Annotated in this window: 14 protein-coding genes; 7 read left to right on the top strand and 7 right to left on the bottom strand. The window is 61.5% G+C overall.

Features of this window, described 5'->3' with window-relative positions:
* Positions 1-152 precede the first annotated feature (152 nt).
* Positions 153-509 carry a YajD family HNH nuclease gene (locus FAZ11_RS09085; protein WP_058763016.1) on the top strand — a complete coding sequence of 119 codons (357 nt, stop codon included), beginning with the start codon at positions 153-155 and terminating at the stop codon, positions 507-509.
* 37 nt (positions 510-546) lie between these two features.
* Here the strand turns inward: FAZ11_RS09085 and FAZ11_RS09080 are convergent, their stop codons facing one another.
* A complete protein-coding gene (locus FAZ11_RS09080; RefSeq protein ID WP_058771877.1) occupies positions 547-999 on the bottom strand; it encodes an Lrp/AsnC family transcriptional regulator in 453 nt (150 codons plus the stop codon).
* 103 nt (positions 1,000-1,102) lie between these two features.
* Here FAZ11_RS09080 and FAZ11_RS09075 point away from each other — a divergent pair, with 103 nt between their 5' ends.
* The 3 genes from FAZ11_RS09075 (at position 1,103) to FAZ11_RS09065 (ending at position 6,316) form a co-directional block, all read left to right on the top strand.
* Entirely contained in the window at positions 1,103-1,714 is a 612-nt protein-coding gene (locus FAZ11_RS09075; protein ID WP_058771876.1) for a LysE family translocator, read from the top strand.
* 268 nt (positions 1,715-1,982) lie between these two features.
* On the top strand, positions 1,983-4,388 hold the full coding sequence (locus FAZ11_RS09070) for an AAA family ATPase (protein WP_058771875.1): 2,406 nt from the start codon (positions 1,983-1,985) through the stop codon (positions 4,386-4,388).
* Entirely contained in the window at positions 4,385-6,316 is a 1,932-nt protein-coding gene (locus FAZ11_RS09065; protein WP_058763012.1) for a UvrD-helicase domain-containing protein, read from the top strand. The genes FAZ11_RS09070 and FAZ11_RS09065 overlap by 4 nt, the downstream gene beginning before the upstream one ends.
* Positions 6,317-6,527: 211 nt before the next feature.
* Here FAZ11_RS09065 and FAZ11_RS09060 read toward each other — a convergent pair whose 3' ends face one another.
* From FAZ11_RS09060 to FAZ11_RS09040, 5 genes are all read right to left on the bottom strand, one after another.
* Positions 6,528-7,145 carry a DUF2971 domain-containing protein gene (locus FAZ11_RS09060; protein WP_137279190.1) on the bottom strand — a complete coding sequence of 206 codons (618 nt, stop codon included), beginning with the start codon at positions 7,143-7,145 and terminating at the stop codon, positions 6,528-6,530.
* Positions 7,146-7,321: 176 nt separating this feature from the next.
* The gene (locus tag FAZ11_RS09055) at positions 7,322-8,689 is read right to left on the bottom strand and encodes a glutamine synthetase family protein (RefSeq protein WP_058771874.1); all 1,368 of its coding nucleotides are present in this window, start codon (positions 8,687-8,689) and stop codon (positions 7,322-7,324) included.
* A gap of 17 nt (positions 8,690-8,706) precedes the next feature.
* The gene (locus tag FAZ11_RS09050; protein ID WP_058771873.1) at positions 8,707-10,095 is read right to left on the bottom strand and encodes an aspartate aminotransferase family protein; all 1,389 of its coding nucleotides are present in this window, start codon (positions 10,093-10,095) and stop codon (positions 8,707-8,709) included.
* 36 nt (positions 10,096-10,131) lie between these two features.
* On the bottom strand, positions 10,132-10,887 hold the full coding sequence (locus FAZ11_RS09045) for an SDR family NAD(P)-dependent oxidoreductase (protein WP_058789427.1): 756 nt from the start codon (positions 10,885-10,887) through the stop codon (positions 10,132-10,134).
* 1 nt (position 10,888) lies between these two features.
* Positions 10,889-11,665, bottom strand: a complete 777-nt coding sequence (locus FAZ11_RS09040; protein WP_137279189.1) for an SDR family NAD(P)-dependent oxidoreductase — start codon at positions 11,663-11,665, stop codon at positions 10,889-10,891.
* Positions 11,666-11,754: 89 nt separating this feature from the next.
* Between FAZ11_RS09040 and FAZ11_RS09035 the strand changes: the two genes are divergently transcribed.
* Positions 11,755-12,651: a LysR family transcriptional regulator gene (locus tag FAZ11_RS09035; protein ID WP_058768797.1), complete on the top strand. Its 897-nt coding sequence runs from the start codon at positions 11,755-11,757 to the stop codon at positions 12,649-12,651.
* Positions 12,652-12,683: 32 nt separating this feature from the next.
* Here FAZ11_RS09035 and FAZ11_RS09030 read toward each other — a convergent pair whose 3' ends face one another.
* Positions 12,684-13,616: a LysR family transcriptional regulator gene (locus FAZ11_RS09030; RefSeq protein ID WP_058763006.1), complete on the bottom strand. Its 933-nt coding sequence runs from the start codon at positions 13,614-13,616 to the stop codon at positions 12,684-12,686.
* Positions 13,617-13,995: 379 nt separating this feature from the next.
* Between FAZ11_RS09030 and FAZ11_RS09025 the strand changes: the two genes are divergently transcribed.
* Positions 13,996-15,516, top strand: a complete 1,521-nt coding sequence (locus tag FAZ11_RS09025; RefSeq protein WP_058778277.1) for an amino acid ABC transporter permease/ATP-binding protein — start codon at positions 13,996-13,998, stop codon at positions 15,514-15,516.
* Positions 15,517-15,545: 29 nt separating this feature from the next.
* Entirely contained in the window at positions 15,546-16,418 is an 873-nt protein-coding gene (locus FAZ11_RS09020) for a phytanoyl-CoA dioxygenase family protein (RefSeq protein WP_058771868.1), read from the top strand.
* The last annotated feature ends 28 nt before the right edge of the window (positions 16,419-16,446 follow it).

The raw sequence follows: 16,446 nt of genomic DNA, 5'->3' as shown, positions 1-16,446 counted from the left end.
GATCGAGCGAGCGTCGAGCGGGCCCCTGGCGTCCTGGCAGTTGACGCGGCATCCTGGTCAGCACAGTCGACAGCTTCCTGGCCTAAGCTGCGAGTGAGTGGCACGCCGCGGCGCGCGCACTATACTCGCCACTTCCTACCCCGAGGTGCCCCATGGCCAACGATACGTCCAAGCTCGACCGCATCCTCGCCGAAACCCAACGCGAGCGTGAACGCGGCTATCGGGAAAAGGCGCTGAAGATGTACCCCCACGTCTGCGGCCGTTGCGCCCGCGAGTTTTCCGGCAAGCGCCTGAGCGAACTCACCGTGCATCACCGTGACCACAACCACGACAACAATCCCCAGGACGGCTCCAACTGGGAATTGCTCTGCCTGTACTGTCACGACAACGAACACAGCCGCTATACCGATCAGCAGTACTTCACCGAGGGCTCGCTGAGCACCCCCTCGGTGGCCAAGGCCACCCACAATCCCTTCGCCGCCCTGGCGGGGATGCTGAAGAAAGACTGAGTGCAGCTCAGGACGAGCGCCTACCCGCTTTACTTAGCTAGGCGCGCTCGTCCTTGGCGGTATCCATGACGATATAGCTGACCACCGAATGCACATGCGGCAGCACGCCCAGGACCTGGGTGTGGAAGGCACGGTAGGCCTGCATGTCGGCCACCTCCACGCGCAGCAGATATTCCACGGCGCCGGTCACGGTATGGCACTCCACCACCTCGGCCGAACCTCTGATGGCCTTTTCGAAGGCATCCAGCACCTCGCGAGTGTGGCAAGACATGCCCACGGCGACGTAGACGACGAAGCCAAGACCTACCAGCGTGCGATCCACTACCGCGCGATAGCCCTTGATGACGCCGGAACGTTCCAGCTCCTGGACGCGCCTCAGGCACGCCGAGGGTGAAAGCCCTACCCGCTCGGCCAGTTTGACGTTGGTCTGCCGCGCATCTCTTTCGAGCTCACGCAATATTCGGCGGTCGAGACGATCCAGCTCGATCATTGATTGCATTCCTGCACGTATTTACCCAATTTTTGCAATCTTAGACCGGATACCGGGCAATAAAATAGGCGCTTGCCACAGCCACCACGCAACGTCCTTACTCATGACCGATCTCGCCGTGCTCCTGCCGTTCCTGCTGTTCTGCCTCATCATGACCTCCACACCCGGCCCCAATAATGCGCTGGTCCTCGCCAGTGGCGCGCACCTCGGCGTCAGGCGCACCCTGCCCTTGATCCTTGGGATCGCCCTCGGCGTGGGGCTGCAACTGGCGGTACTGGGCCTTGGCCTGGGCGTAATCCTTGACGCCCTGCCTGGCTCGCAGCGGCTCCTCGGCGTGCTGGGACTCGCCTATCTCCTGCTACTGGCCTGGCGGATCGCCACCAGCGGCCCGGTAAGTCTCGACGCCGAACCCAGCGGTCACCCAGGACTGCTCGGCGGCGCCGCCTTCCAATGGCTAAATCCCAAGGCCTGGACCCTATCCATCAGCGCGGCGGCGGCCTATATCCCGGTGGAGAACCACGAACTGAACGTGGCCGTGGCGGCCACCTTGCTAGCCATGCTGAGCATTCCCTGCGTCGGGGTCTGGGCAGTGGCCGGTAGCGCTCTGCGCAACTGGCTGACAAAGCCGCGCCGTGCCCAGGCGTTCAATCTAGCCATGGCAGCCCTCCTGCTACTGGCGACCCTACCGCCGCTGTACCGGTTGTTCACTGGCTGAACCCAGCGAGCTCCTTTTGGATGATCAGCATTGGGCATCGCATGCAGAGGCACTGTGGGAAGATGGTGGTTTCGCTCGCTAGATCTGTCGGTTTCCGACTCGAAGCTGCCCTTAGCGTGGCGTGCGCTATATAAATCTCATCTCGGTATCAGCTCATGGATGCTGTTAGATTCAGAAATTGGTAAAAAAGCGCGAACGATCAAAGGAAAGCAGCCGGCCTGCGTGCTCAGCAACAAGTGGTCCCGGCAACTCTTAGGAAGAGGTGATCATGAAGCTACAGGCATATCGGCTGCAGAACTATCGCCGACTGCGCGATGCCGTCATTGAGCTTGACGACGAGATTTCTATCTTTGTTGGTGCCAACAACAGCGGCAAGACGTCTGCCATACAAGGCCTGTACTCGATGCTTCGTGGCGAAACGAAGAGGTTCGAACTCTTCGACTTCAGCGCGGCGCTGTGGGCCGAGATCGACGCCATTGGCACGATGCCTCCAGGTGATGAGAACGCGCCCAAGCAGTTGCCGTCCATTCGTTTGGATCTTTGGTTCCGCGTCGATGAAGACGACCTTGCCACTGCAATGTCGCTTCTTCCCAGCACGGAATGGGACGGTAAGTGTGTCGGGGTCCGGGTGGCGTTCGAGCCTCGGGACGCCCATGCGCTGTTGCGGAAGTTCCATGAATTGCATGAAAAGGGGATCAACGCTGCGGCCGCACTTGTAGCCAAGCGCGGTGCATCCGCGGAGGTAGGCGCGGCAAATGGCCCTTCGGCGGTGGTAGATCCCGGCGAGTACAAGCCCTGGCCGGAAAGTCTGACAAAATACCTCACCAAGGAGCTGAGTAAGGAATATACGTTCCGCTACTACGTTCTCGATGAGCGCGCATTTGTCGGCTATCAGGTTAAGGAGGCTGATTATGAGCCGCTGCCTCTAGGCAATGAGCCGGGTGGCGCCGCAATTCTTAAGTCTCTGGTGAAGGTAGACTTCCTGCGTGCGCAGCGGCACCTCGATGACCCGGATGCTGGCAGCTCCGACCGCGCCGAGAGTTTGTCGCGACGTCTGAGCCGTTTTTATCACCGCAATCTGGAGAAACGTGGCGACGACCATGCAGCGCTCAAAGCGCTCGATACCTCGGAGAAGGAACTGAACTTCCATCTGGAGGAAGTCTTCGGCGACACCCTCAAGCGCCTCGCCAAACTCGGCTACCCAGGCGTTAACAACCCCGAGATAGTAATTCGGGCGGCCTTGGATCCGACCACCGTCCTGGGGCAGGATGCCAGGGTTCACTACGTGATTCCTGGTGCGGTCACCGCGCAACTGCCTGACAGCTATAACGGCTTGGGGTTCAAGAACCTAGTCTATATGGTAGTTGAACTCCTCGACCTGCATGAGCAGTGGAAAGCCGAGGAAGACAAACGGGCACCACTGCATCTGGTCTTCATTGAAGAGCCTGAGGCGCATCTGCACGCGCAAATCCAGCAGGTCTTCATCAGGAACGTTCTGCGCCTCCTTGAGGATGCCAACGATCACGCGACGTTTTTCCACACGCAGCTCGTTGTCACCACGCACTCCCCACATATCCTCTATGAGCGCGGGTTCTCGCCCATCAGGTACTTCCGCCGTGTTAGCGACCAATTGGCCCATAACACCGAGGTAAGGAATCTTTCGCTCTTCAAAAAGGGCGCGGCCGACACTCCAGCGCGCGAATTTTTGCAGCGGTATCTGAAACTCACACATTGCGATCTCTTCTTTTCCGATGCAGTCATATTGGTTGAGGGCAATGTCGAGCGCCTGCTATTGCCAGCTATGATCGAGTTGGCAGCTAAACGCCTGCGCTCCTCCGCCCTGACCATCCTTGAAGTCGGTGGCGCATTCGCGCATCGGTTTCAAGAATTAATCGCCTTTGTTGGACTCACTACGCTGGTAATTACGGATTTGGACAGCGTAATGGTCAAGGCGGATGCTGAGGATGTCGCCGAGCAATGTGCAGGAGCTGACGGCACCGTAGACGGAGATAACGAGGACGACGACCTGAAGCCCTTCGAGCTCGAAGACGACGACGAGGCAGCACCGGGCGGCAAGAAGAAGTCCAAAAAGCGTGGCAGCACATGCCATGCTCATGTGGACGGTGCCGTCACGTCCAACCAAACCCTTATTAGCTGGATCCCCAAGAAACGGTCGGTGGCCGAACTCTGGGAAGTCACGGCGGCGCAAAAGACACTATCGCTTGCCGAGGGCTCCAGCGCTGAGGTTCGGGTAGCCTATCAGACCAAAATTTTGGTGACGGTAGGGGGCACTACCTCGCAGCTCTGCGGCCGCACGCTTGAGGAGGCCTTCGGTCTTGAGAACTCTGATTGGTGTCAGGCAGAGGCTAACCGGGCGGTCGGACTTAAGCTGAAGCACGTACCAAACAGTCCTGAGGAACTGGCTGAGAAGTTACATAATAGAGTGATCGGCAAGAACTTCGACAAAACTCGCTTTGCGCTGGAGGTCCTCGCAAGCGGGCCGCTCAACTGCTGGAAGGTGCCTACGTACATCGCCGAGGGCTTAGCCTGGCTAGAAGCCAAAGTGGCGCACGAAATTGAGGCGGACGCGGCTATTGCCACCGAGGTCGCGACAATTGAGCCGAATGTGGCCGGTTTTGTCGGCGTCCTTGCAGACGTGGGGCAGACGGCATGAGCAGACGAATTGATAGCCCAGACACCGACGCCGACCGCGAGATCCACGCCTGTATTGCTGCGACACCACCGCAGTCGTTCGTTGTCCGCGCCGGCGCAGGTTCCGGTAAGACCACTTCCCTCATCAAGGCGATGGACTGGGTGATCTCAGAGCACGGAGTCAGCATGCGGGCGAAAAAGCAAAAGGTCGCCTGCATCACATATACCGACCTCGCCGCCAAAGAAATCTTGGCGGATGTTAACGATGATCCGCTGGTCCATGTCTCTACCATCCATAGCTTCTACTGGTCTATTACCAAGACGTTTCAGGCGGACATCAAGGTTTGGTTACAGAACGACATCCATAGACGGATCTCCGAGCTGGAAGAAGAGTTCAAGAACTACAGCTCGCGTGTTCGGCAGACTACACGCGACAGGAACAAGGCTGACCAGGGTCGTTATGTTCGAAATCTGGAGGCTATTTCTGGCGTCAAGACTTTTAATTATGGCGTGGGGAGTGACTACGCGAAAGGTATCTTAGGCCACGAGGACATCCTTCAACTCACCGATTTCCTGCTACAAAATCGCCCGCTGTTTCGACGGGTCGTAGCGTTGAACTTCCCGTTCGTGTTCATCGATGAGAGTCAGGACACGTTCCCGAGCGTAGTGAAGTCATTCAAGGAAGTGGAAGCCCAGATGCGGCGCAAGTTCTGTCTCGGTTTTTTTGGCGATCCGATGCAGGCGATCTTTATGCGAGGGGCAGGGAACATCCCGCTTGAGGACCATTGGCGGCCTATCACGAAACCAGAGAATTTTCGCTGTGCTAAGCAGATCCTTGATGTCGCCAACGCCGTGCGCGCGCAGGGCGACGGCATGCAGCAAGTCCGAGGGCTGCACGAAAGGGTTGATGGACATCTCAAGCCGGTGGAAGGCTCGGCCCGGATGTTCATCCTGTCGAACACGCTGAACCGAATTGAAGCCCTGGCAAGAGTCCGAGAGTGGAGTGCGGCAACGAACAACGACGATGGTTGGACGACCTCAGACAGCGCGCTCAAGATTCTTGTCATCGTGCACCGCATGGCCGCAAACCGGCTTGGCTTCGGTGGCATCTACTCGGCGCTGAACGATAGGACATCGGAGGGAATGAAGCAGGGGATGCAGGATGGCAGCGGATGGCCCGTTCGACCCTTTCTAAGTTTTGCGCTACCGATCATTGCCGCCGTGAAGGCCGGCGACGAGTTCAAGGCGATCAGCCTGCTTCGGAAGTTCAGCCCGCGTTTAGCGCCAGGGGCTATCGCCGGCCAACGTGCCGCGGCTGTGTTGCGAGAACTGCACGCCGCTATGTCGAAACTTGTCGTCATGCTGGACGAGGCAGGAACCACCATTGGTGACATAGCACTCCATCTCTGTGACACGGGTCTTTTCGAGTTCGACGATCGCTACGCGCGTGTCCTTGGATTTTTCAGAGATGTAGCTGACGCTGCTCGGGAGCCCGGGGCTGCTGATGCAGTTCCGGCCGAAGGACTATCCTCGGACGCGGCAATGGCCAAATTCTTCAACTGCTCTGCACAAGAACTTTGGCCCTATGAGCGCTACATCTCAGAAAGCTCTCCCTATGCTACACAGCACGGTGTGAAGGGCGCGCAGTTTGAACGTGTCATGGTGGTGATGGACGAGGAAGAAAGCGACTACCGAACGTACAATTACGAGAGTGTATTCGCGAGTGCTGAGGCGCGTGCTGCAGATCGGGCGCGAGCACTGGGCGGTGATGAAAACACTTGGAGCCGAACGCTGCGACTGCTTTACGTCTGCTGCACTCGCGCCCAGCGTGGTCTGGTATTAACGTTCTTTGTCACTGATCCGGCGACCGCCCTGGAAAACGTCGTTGCGAGCGGGATCTTACCGCGAAGCGCGGTCTTTACGCAGGAAGTGTTAGCTGTAGGGTCATAGACGAACGATTGCCTAACCTATTTGGAGCAAGAGCCGAGTGGCAGGCTCCCCCCGGCGGCTAGTGGTACCTACTGGGTGGTCACTCTGAGTGATGTGAGTGACTGCAATTGGCCGATAGAAGCCGGTGGCGATAGGCGGCACATCCCTACAGCATCGACCAGAAATTTTTAGCTCAATGTTAATCTATCCGCTTCAATTACAGTCCCTCCAATTACGCCATATATGGCAAACCTTGGCACAAAATACTCAATGGAATTATTGATCTAGGTATACTTTTTAAATTACGCTTGTTTTTTGATATGGCTTGTTGAAGTCGCGCCGCTTCTTTACTATTTTTTACCAAAACAGCGATAGGCGATTCAGGGATTTGAAAACTACCTTTACATCGCCATTCTCGCTCATGGATCCAGTTAATGCCTGTACCGTCTACATTTTCCAAGCGGACTACGCGCCATTTCTCATCGTCAGAAATTCCAAGCTGCTTCATCTCAGCGTTTGACAGATAAATTACTGGTCGACAGCCCTTTTTATATGCGGTTTTTTTGGTAACGACAATCCCATAGGGCTCATACCTGAGTTTAGAAGGATCCGTGTTCGCTTCATTTAGCACGTACTTGAGTGAGCTTAGAGGTATATCCATAAAGCAAGCCGCTGGATTACTACCTTTAATAAATCCTTTTGTTGTTGTGCTGCCTTCTATTCGCCCACTTGAAAGTATTGATACCAGGTTTTCAAAGGCTGAAGATTTATCTTCGCTAGACCTCCGGGTCAGATGCACCAAATATGGTGAGAGGTCAGGGCGTTCAAAGAACGGCAGATCGTTACTCATTATGGGCTCTCACATTAATTTTTTTGGGCGCTGCTTGCCGATAGTCAATCTGGATCCTATACAACTTATCACAGCAGGAATATGAACGCCTCATTTCGCGGGGCCGCCTAGGCCTCGCCTGACCTTCGCTCGGCGACTTTTCGTACAGAACCTGGCATGGTGAACGTCTGCGCCCTTCAGGCATAGGTCAGATACCACCGCCAATCCTGCTCCCCCACCTCCGCCATGAACTGCCGATATTCCTCACGCTTGATGGCGAGGTAGACCTCGACGAAACGCTCGCCCAGTGCCTCCCGGACCCAGGCGGAACGCTCCAAGGCCTGGAGTGCGCTGAACCAGTCGGTAGGCAGGTATTCGCTGGCCTGTGCGTAGCCGTTGCCGACGATGGCGGGACCGGGGTCGCGCCGGTCGCAGAGGCCTTCATGGGCGGCCGCCAGGATGGCAGCGGCGGCCAGATAGGGATTGGCATCGGCGCCGCAGAGGCGGTGTTCGACATGGCGGCTGCTCGCCGGACCGCCCGGCACGCGCAGGGACACGCTGCGATTGTTCACGCCCCAACTCTTGGCCAGCGGCGCGTAGCTGTTGGCCTGGAAGCGCCGGTAGGAATTGGCGTTGGGGCAGAAGATGGCCAGGGAATCCAGCAACCGGTGCAGCATGCCGCCGATGGCATGGCGGAGCAGCGGCGTGCCTTGCGGGTTCTCGCTGGCGAAGAGGTTGTTGCCAGCGGCATCGGCCAGGCTGAGGTGCAGGTGTAGACCACTGCCGGCCTGGTCACCGAAGGGCTTGGCCATGAAGCAGGCCTGCAAGCCATGGCGGTTGGCCACGCCCTTGACCAGGCGCTTGTAGCGAATGCCCTCGTCGATGGCCTGGAGCGCATCGAAGCGATGCTCCAGGGTCAGTTCGAGCTGGCCGGGGGCGTACTCGGAGATGGCCGTGCGCACCGGCAGCCCCTGCACCTCGCAGGCGGCATAGAGATCGTCGAGAAAGGGCTGCAACTGCTCCAGTTCATAGACGCCATAGACCTGCGGCGCTCCCGGACGGGCACCATTCATCTGCAGCGCCGGTTGCGGGCGGCCCTGGGTGTCGCGCTCGCGGTCGAGCAGGTAGAACTCCAGCTCCACCGCCATCACCGGCTGGAAACCATCGGCCTGCAGGCGCTCTATCACCCGCACCAGCGCATGGCGCGGATCGGCAGGGGTCGCCGGCAAGCCGTGGGTCGGGTGCATGCTCACCTGCACCTGTCCGGTCGGGCTGCTGCGCCAGGGTTGCAGGGTCAGACTGCCGGGTAATGGATAGGTCCAGCAATCGACGTCGGCCACCTCCCAGACCAGGCCGGTGGCTTCGACGTCTTCGCCCCGGAGGGTCAAGGCGAGGATGGAGCTAGGCAGTGGCCTGCCCTGCTCGTAGATCGCCAGCAGTTCGTCGCGATGCAACAGTTTGCCGCGGGGTACGCCGTTGGCGTCGATCAGCAGCAATTCGATGCTGCGCACCTCGGGATGGGCAGCGAGGAAGCTACGGGCTTCCTGGGGATCGGCGAATCTCATGAATATCTCGTGTGCGGTCAGACCCTGGCACCCGGCAGTGCCAGCAGCTCGGTAAGGCCCCCGTCGAGGGTGACGAGCAGCCGGTCGACATCCGCCAGCTGAATGTCCGGGCAACAAAGGGTCATGTTGTGGAACGGCGTGATGAGGATGCCGCGATTGATCAGATACAGGTGCAGCGCCTGTTGCAGGCTGTCATGGAAGGCCGCCTCGGCCTCGGCGCCGGTGGTGGGTGGTGTGGCGCAGAACTGGAATTCACAGCGGGCGCCCAGCTCGGTGACCGACCAGGCGAGGCCATGGCGGGCGATCAGCTCGCGCAAGCCGCTGGCGAGGCGCGCGGCCATCGGCAGCATCTGGGTGTAATAGGCCGCAGGCGTCATCACCTCTTCCAGATTCACTCGCAGGCAGCGCATGGCCAGGGCGTTGGCCGAGAGCGTGGTGCCCATGCCGCTGTGGCCATGGCTGGTCTCGCTGGCGTGCTGTTGCGCCAGGCGCATCGCCTGGGCCATCTCGTGGGTGCAGCCATAGGCCGAACAGGGCACCCCCCCGGCGATGGGCTTGCCGAAGGTGATGAAATCCGGTTGCAGGTTCCAGGCCCGGGTGCAGCCGCCCGGGCCGGTGGACAGGGTGTGGGTCTCGTCGATGATCAACAGGGTGCCATGCTTGCGGCTCAGCGTGCGCACCTGGTCCAGGAAACCGGGGGCCGGCAAGACCATGCCGATGTTGGTCATGGCCGGCTCGCAGAGGATGGCGGCCACGTCGCCCTGGGCCAGCGCCGCCTCCAGGGCCGCGACGTCGTTGAAGGGGATGGCGCGACTGGTCTCGGCGAGGTTGCGCACCTCGCCGATCAGGCCACCCCGGTGCACGGTGCGCCCGTCCTGATGGCGCACCATCACGTCGTCGACGGTGCCGTGGTAGCAGCCGTCGAACACCAGCAGCACCTTACGCCCGGTAATGGCGCGCGCCCAACGGATGACGTAGCGGTTGGCATCGGTGGCGGTGGCCGCCACCTGCCAGAACGGCAAGCCGAAGCGCTCGGTGAGCAGTTCGCCGGCAACCACCGCATCCTCGCCCGGCAGCATGGTGGTGAGGCCGCGTGCGCCTTGCTCGGCCAAGGCCCGGGCGATGGGCGCGGGCGAATGGCCGAACATGCTGCCGGTATCGCCGAGACAGAAATCGACGTATTCGTGCCCATCGACATCGAAGAAACGCGCGCCCTGGGCATGGCTGACGAAAAGGGCGCTGGGCATCGACCAGTCGTTCATCCAGTGCATGGGCACGCCCCCGAACAACGAGTGCCGCGCCCGCTCGGCCAGGGCGAGAGACTTGGGGTTGCGCGCCAGGAAACGCTCACGCTCGCGGGCGGTGAACGTCTCGACAGCCGCCTCGTTGATGCCACTGGTGGTCATAAAGATCCTCTGCGCTAAGGGACTGTACGAGCCGGCTCAATGGCCAGCCGACACGCCGCAATCGATGGCCAGGTCCGCCCCGGTGATGGAGCGGGCGGCAGGCTGACACAGGAAAAAGGCCAGCTCGGCGACCTCTTCGGGCTGGATGAAACGCGCCTCCTCACCTTGCGGATACTTCGCCAGCAACTCCTGCAGATAGCCGGCCGGATCGCCATTGCCATAGCGCTCGGCTTGGAAGGTCAGCATGGGCGTCGCCACATCGCCGGGCGAGATGCAGTTGCAGCGCACGCCGCTGGGCGCCAGGTCCAACGCCAGCGCCTTGGTCATCAGGGTCACCGCGCCCTTGCTGGCGCAGTAGACGGCGGCATTGCGGTTGCCCTGGCGTCCAGCATCGCTGCTGATATTGACGATGGCACCCCGCGTGGCGCGCAGTGCCGGAATGGCGGCCGCGCAGAGAAAGAAGGTCGCCTTGAGATTGACGTCCAGCACCAAGTCGAAGTCTTCCTCGCTGACACTCTCCGCCGGGCCCTCCCGCCAGACACCAGCGCAATTGATCAGGGCATCGAGACGCCCGAGCGTTGCCTGCGCGGCCGCGACCACCTCCTGGGCGGCGCTGGCTCGTCGCAGGTCCGCGGCGTGGCAACCGGCCAACGCCCCGCCGGCCTGCAGCTCAGCCAAGGCCGCGGCATCGAGATCGGTCCCGAAAACCTGCCAGCCGTCGTTGGCGAATTGCGCGCACGTGGCCTGACCGATGCCACCCAAGACGCCCGTGATCAACACGACTGGCTGCATATCAGGCTCCTTTGTTTTCGATACGGCTATTGCCGCCATCCACCACCAGCCATTCACCGGTGATGTAGCTCGCCGAGGACGAGGCCAGGAAGGCCACCGCGGCAGCCACCTCGTCGGGGCGCCCGGCACGCCCGACCGGCACCCGGGTCGCCGCGCGGAGTTCCTGCGGCAGGCTGGAGCCAGTGGCGATCCAGCCGGGGGCCACGGCATTGACCGTGATGCCCTGGCCGGCCACTTCCAGGGCCAGGCTCATGTTCAGGCCGATCAAGGCAGCCTTGGCCGCGCTATAGCCCGCCTCGCCCGGATTACCGGCGCGGGTGCCGGTCGCGGAGCTGACATGGACGATGCGACCGTAGCAACGCCGTTGCATGCCGGGCAGGACCGCCCGGGTGAGCAGGAAGGCAGACGTCAGGTTCCGTGCCAGGGACAGGTTCCACTCGGCAAGACTCAGGTGCGCCACCTCGGCCAGAGGCTCGGGACTGCCCTGCATGGTCATGCCGGCGTTGTTCACCAGGATGTCGATACGCCCCCAACAGGCCTCGGCCCATTTGGCGAAATCGACGACCGCCGCTTCCTCGGTGAGGTCGACCGCCCTGCCCTCCACGGCGCAGCCGGCTTCCTTGAGTTCCTCGACACGCTCACTGATCCGCGCGCTGCTGGCGGTGACGATCAGTTTCGCCCCGGCGGCCCCCAGACGCTGGGCGATGGCCATACCGATGCCGGATCGACTCCCCGCGCCACTGATCAAGGCCACCTGGCCCGTCATCGCCTCGAACATAGCGAACTGCGCTCCCTCGCTGTTTCGATGGACTCTAAGCGCCCCTGGCTGATACAAAAAGACGATCGTTATCAACGAAACTGACAACCATGGCTTTCACCAGCGAAACGCTCCGGGTCTTCCTCGCCGTGATCGACGAGGGCTCCTTTTCTGCAGCCGCCCGGGCGCTTGGCCGGGTGCCCTCCGCCGTCAACATGGCCATCTCTCAGTTGGAGGCGGAACTGGATCTGGTGCTGTTCGACCGCGCTACCCGCAAGGCACTGCCGACGCCCGCGGCCCGCGCCCTCGAACCCCAGGCACGCCAGGTAGCCAGCCAACTCAATCTGCTCGACGCCCATGCCCTGCAGCTGCATGCGGGCCTGGAGCGCCGCTTCGTGCTGGTGATGGCGCCCGAGTTGCAAACCGGCGCCTGGAGCCGGCCGCTCGCCACCCTGGCCGAGGAATTCCCAGCGTTGGAGATCGAGATCCGCTCGGCGGCGCGGACCGAGGCGATCCGCTTGCTGCACGAAGGCAGCGTGGACGTGGCGCTGATCTTCGAACGCCCGGGCATCGACGAACACGAGGGCTTCGCCGAGGCCGGCAGCCAGTTGCTGACCGCGGTGGCCGCGCCCGGCTATCCCTCGACCCGCGCGGGCCATCCGTTGGGCGAGACGCTGATGGCTGATACCCGCCAGATCGTGGCGGCCGGCGATGACCGCAACGCCTCGGACCCGCAGATAGTGCTGTCGCACCGGGTGTGGCTGACCGATAGCTACCTGGCGACCCTCGACCTGGTGCAGGCCGGGCTGGGCTGGGCCTATCTGCCCCATCCACTGGTGCGGCCGCTGATCGCCGCCGGGCTTCTGGAACAGGTGCAGTTCGACAACATGGCCAGCCAAATCCGCCGCTGGATCGACGTCATCTGGATCAAGAACCGCCCCCAGGGCCTGGGGGCCCGGCGCTATTTGCAGCTGTTGCGCGAACAGATCGGGACCAAGCCGGAGTAGGAAATCCTTCGGGCGGCGGCTATCCACTCCTCTCAGCCAGCGGCTACCTGCTCCGGCGCCAGCGGCGAAAGATCCACGCTGCGGCAGTAATCCATGAACAGCCGCGTGGCCTTGGTCGGCTCGTTGTTGCGCAGGTAGGCCATGATGAAGGTCGAGGCCGGCATGTCGTCGTGGATGTTGACCTGGGCCAGGCGCTTGCCGTCGTAGGTGATGTCGGTGGTTGGCCGAGTGACCAGCACGGAAAAGCCCAGCCCCTGCCCCACCATGCAGCGCACCATTTCGATGGAGGGCGAGCTGTAGGCCACCGTGGGGTGGTAGCCCTTTTCCTTGAAGATATCGATGAAGTAGTTACGGCTGGGCACCACGTCCAGCAGGATCATGGGCTCGCGGCTCAGCTCCTTGAGCGTCACCGCCTTCTTGCGCGCCAGCGGATGGGCGATGGGCAGCAAGGCATAGGGCTTGTGCGGGGCGTTGAGCTTTTCCTTGGTGATGGAATCACCCAGTTCCAGGTCGTAGAGGAACACCAGGTCGAAGCGCCCACGGTGTACCCCGTGCATCAATTCGTGCTGTTCGCCGTCGTGCAATTGGATGGTGATTTCCGGATAGAGCCGCTTGAAGCCGGCGACCAGCTTGGGCAGATAGAGCGGCGCCGCGGACTCGAAACAACCGACGGCCACCGTGCCCGAGACCATCTCGCTTTCCGCGCGGGCGTTCTGCTCCAGCTCATAGGAAAGCCGCAACAACTCCTTGGCCTTTTCATAGAGGCGGCGCCCGCTGGCGGTCAGGGAAACGCCCTGGGCGTGATGGCGCACGAACAACTTCTGCTCGAAACTTTCTTCGAGATTCTTGATGGCGACGGATATCGACGGCTGGGATATATGCAGTTGTCGCGCCGCTTCGACGATGCTGTCTTCCTCGACCACGGCGACGAAGTAACGAAGTTGCCTGAGCGTAAAATGGGTCACGGATTTCCTATAGGAAAAATCACTGCAGAGCCTAATTCTGCATAGCCTTAGCCTTCGAAGCGAAAGCCATGCCAGGCAGCCGCCCTTTGCCTGACGCCCTAGCCAAGCCCTTGAAAATCCAGCAGGCACGGTCTGCAGCTATCGCTAGCCAGTGCACCAAAATCCTGCAATCCGGCACCTGGTGGCGGCACTTTGCCCCGTATCGGGGCATATAAAAAAGGCACTTGCTCGACCGACCTTTCTGCATAGGCAACTCCTATACAGAGGCCCGTAATTTGTTAATTGACGATAAGTCCGTCAATTGCCAATTCTGTAATTACAGCGACCGGGCCTACCTCTTCGGTCCTGTTCTTCCAATGAACGGCGACAGGTTTTCACGATGACTTTCGACTGGAACTACATGTTCAGCCTCATCGGCGACACTCAATTCTGGCTGGCAACCTGGACGGTCATCAAACTCAGCACCCTTACCTGGATCATCAGCATCGCGCTGGGCTTCTTCATCGCCCTGGCGAAGCAGTCCCGGCATCCTGCCCTTAGCCTGCCCGCCCGTGGCTACATCTGGTTCTTTCGCAGCGTGCCGCTGCTGGTGCTGCTGATCTTCATCTACAACCTGCCGCAAGCGGTGCCGGCGACTTCGGTGGTCCTGGCCGATCCCTTCTGGGCGGGGCTGATCGGCCTGGTCATCAGCGAGACGGCCTATGTCGCCGAAATCCACCGCGGTGGCCTGCTGTCGATCCCCAAGGGCCAGGGCGAGGCGGCGCGGGCCCTGGGGCTGCGCTTTCTCGGCACTCAGTGGCGCATCGTCATTCCCCAGGCGCTGCGGGTGGCGCTGCCGTCGCTGGCCAACGAATACATCTCCATCGTCAAGCTCAGCTCCCTGGTGTCGGTGATCTCCCTGACCGAGATCCTGATGGTGGGCCAGCGGCTGTATTCGCAGAACTTCCTGGTCATGGAGACCATGGTGGCGGTGGCCTTCTACTACGTGCTGATCGTCACGGTATTCGACTTCCTGCTCAAACGCCTGGAGCGCTTCCTCGACGTCACCCAGCGCAAGGTGGTGCGTACCCCCGATGAGCAGGTGCTGGCCCTGGCCACCCAGGCCTCTACCGCAAGCGCCAAGCCGCAATGGGACGCGGCCATCCCGGCGCTGCAGGCCGCCCGGCTGCACAAGGCCTACAACGACGTCGAGGTGCTGGGCTCGGTCAATCTGCAGATCCAGCCGGGCGAAGTGGTGTCGGTGATCGGCCCGTCGGGCTCCGGCAAGACCACCCTGATCCGCCTGCTCAACGGCCTGGAGCAACTGGACAACGGCGAGATCCGCATCAATGGTCAGCCGTTCATCCACCTGAGCAAGGAAGGCGCCCAGAAACCGCGCTTTGTCGAGCACACCGAGCATCGCCTGGACATCGGCATGGTGTTCCAGAGCTTCAACCTCTTCCCCCACCTCACGGTGCTGGACAACCTGCTGCTCGCTCCGCGCTATCACCGCCTGGATACCCCTGCGGCGCTCAAGCAGCAGGCCTACGCCCTGCTCCATAAGGTCGGGATGCTCGACCACGCCTGGAAGTATCCGCACCAGCTCTCCGGCGGCCAGCAGCAGCGGGTGGCCATCGCCCGGGCGCTGATGATGCGGCCGCAGATCATGCTCTTCGACGAGCCCACCTCGGCGCTGGACCCGGAGAAGGTCAACGAGGTGCTGCAGGTGATCGAGGCCCTGGCCCAGGAGGGCATCACCATGGTGATCGTCACCCACGAGATGAACTTCGCCTTCAAGGTCTCGGACCGCATCGTCTTCATGGAAAAGGGCCGCGTGGTCTGCGACGACGCGCCCCAGGTACTGCGTAACGGCCAGCACCCACGCGTCGAGGCCTTCCTCAAAGACGTGTCCCTGGCTTGACCCCCACCCTTGGCTTCTGGAGAACAGAGATGATCGAGCAAGCGCAACTGGATAGTTTCCACAAGAACGGTTACCTGGTAGTCGAGAACCTGCTGAGCGCCGACGAAATCGCCGCGCTGCAGGCCGATTTCGAGCGCTGGGTGGAAGACAGCCGCAGCCACGCCGAGGCGTGGGGCGAGACCCAGGACGGTCGGGCACGCTTCGACGTGGAGCTGGACCATCGGCCCGATCACCCCTCCCTGCGCCGGGTCAGCTCGCCCACCGAGATTTCCTCGGCCTATCGCCAGGTCGCCTTCGCCTCGCGGATGGCCCAGGTCGCGGCCCAACTGATCGGTGGCAGCGGCACCCGCTTCCACCACAGCAAGATCAACTCGAAGCTGCCGCACACCGCCACCCAGGTGAAGTGGCACCAGGACTTCCTCTTCACCCCGCACAGCAACGATGACGTGGTGACCGCGCTGCTGATGGTCAGCGAAGTGACCCCGGAAAACGGTCCGCTCACGGTCATCCCCGGCAGCCACAAGGGTCCGCTGTGGTCGCACTGGCAAGACGGTCGTTTCACCGGATCGGTGGACGACAGCGTGGTGGCCGAACACTGCGGCGAACCCGTGGCCTGCTTCGGCCCGGCTGGCTCGGTGTGCTTCATGCACACCCGCCTGCTGCACGCCTCCAGCCCCAACCAGACCGAATTGCCGCGCACCCTGTTCATCAGCGTCTACGCCGCCGAAGACGCCCTGCCCTTCGGCGAGAACCCGCTGCCCAGCGAACACGCCGGCGTGCTGGTAGCAGGCCGGGAAAGCGGCCTGGTGCGCAGCGTGGCCAACAGCGTGCGCCTGCCGCAAAAGCCACGCGGCGCCTCCTTCTTCGTCCAACAGGCCGGGCTCGACCAGGCCGCCGTTTGATCTTTCCCATCCCCTCAAGGAGCACCGC

The sequence above is a fragment of the Pseudomonas rhizoryzae genome (assembly GCF_005250615.1).
Taxonomy (GTDB): Bacteria; Pseudomonadota; Gammaproteobacteria; order Pseudomonadales; family Pseudomonadaceae; genus Chryseomonas; species Chryseomonas rhizoryzae.
This window is presented reverse-complemented; position numbering and strand designations above follow the sequence as displayed.

What these genes read in the sequence shown, in the direction of transcription:
- FAZ11_RS09035 (WP_058768797.1), top strand. Translation starts at nt 11,755, where the DNA reads ATGGCTTTCACCAGCGAAACGCTCCGGGTCTTCCTCGCCGTGATCGAC.
- FAZ11_RS09080 (WP_058771877.1), bottom strand. Translation starts at nt 999, where the DNA reads ATGATCGAGCTGGATCGTCTCGACCGCCGAATATTGCGTGAGCTCGAA.
- FAZ11_RS09055 (WP_058771874.1), bottom strand. Translation starts at nt 8,689, where the DNA reads ATGAGATTCGCCGATCCCCAGGAAGCCCGTAGCTTCCTCGCTGCCCAT.
- FAZ11_RS09065 (WP_058763012.1), top strand. Translation starts at nt 4,385, where the DNA reads ATGAGCAGACGAATTGATAGCCCAGACACCGACGCCGACCGCGAGATC.
- FAZ11_RS09025 (WP_058778277.1), top strand. Translation starts at nt 13,996, where the DNA reads ATGACTTTCGACTGGAACTACATGTTCAGCCTCATCGGCGACACTCAA.
- FAZ11_RS09070 (WP_058771875.1), top strand. Translation starts at nt 1,983, where the DNA reads ATGAAGCTACAGGCATATCGGCTGCAGAACTATCGCCGACTGCGCGAT.
- FAZ11_RS09020 (WP_058771868.1), top strand. Translation starts at nt 15,546, where the DNA reads ATGATCGAGCAAGCGCAACTGGATAGTTTCCACAAGAACGGTTACCTG.
- FAZ11_RS09060 (WP_137279190.1), bottom strand. Translation starts at nt 7,145, where the DNA reads ATGAGTAACGATCTGCCGTTCTTTGAACGCCCTGACCTCTCACCATAT.
- FAZ11_RS09040 (WP_137279189.1), bottom strand. Translation starts at nt 11,665, where the DNA reads ATGTTCGAGGCGATGACGGGCCAGGTGGCCTTGATCAGTGGCGCGGGG.
- FAZ11_RS09045 (WP_058789427.1), bottom strand. Translation starts at nt 10,887, where the DNA reads ATGCAGCCAGTCGTGTTGATCACGGGCGTCTTGGGTGGCATCGGTCAG.
- FAZ11_RS09075 (WP_058771876.1), top strand. Translation starts at nt 1,103, where the DNA reads ATGACCGATCTCGCCGTGCTCCTGCCGTTCCTGCTGTTCTGCCTCATC.
- FAZ11_RS09050 (WP_058771873.1), bottom strand. Translation starts at nt 10,095, where the DNA reads ATGACCACCAGTGGCATCAACGAGGCGGCTGTCGAGACGTTCACCGCC.
- FAZ11_RS09085 (WP_058763016.1), top strand. Translation starts at nt 153, where the DNA reads ATGGCCAACGATACGTCCAAGCTCGACCGCATCCTCGCCGAAACCCAA.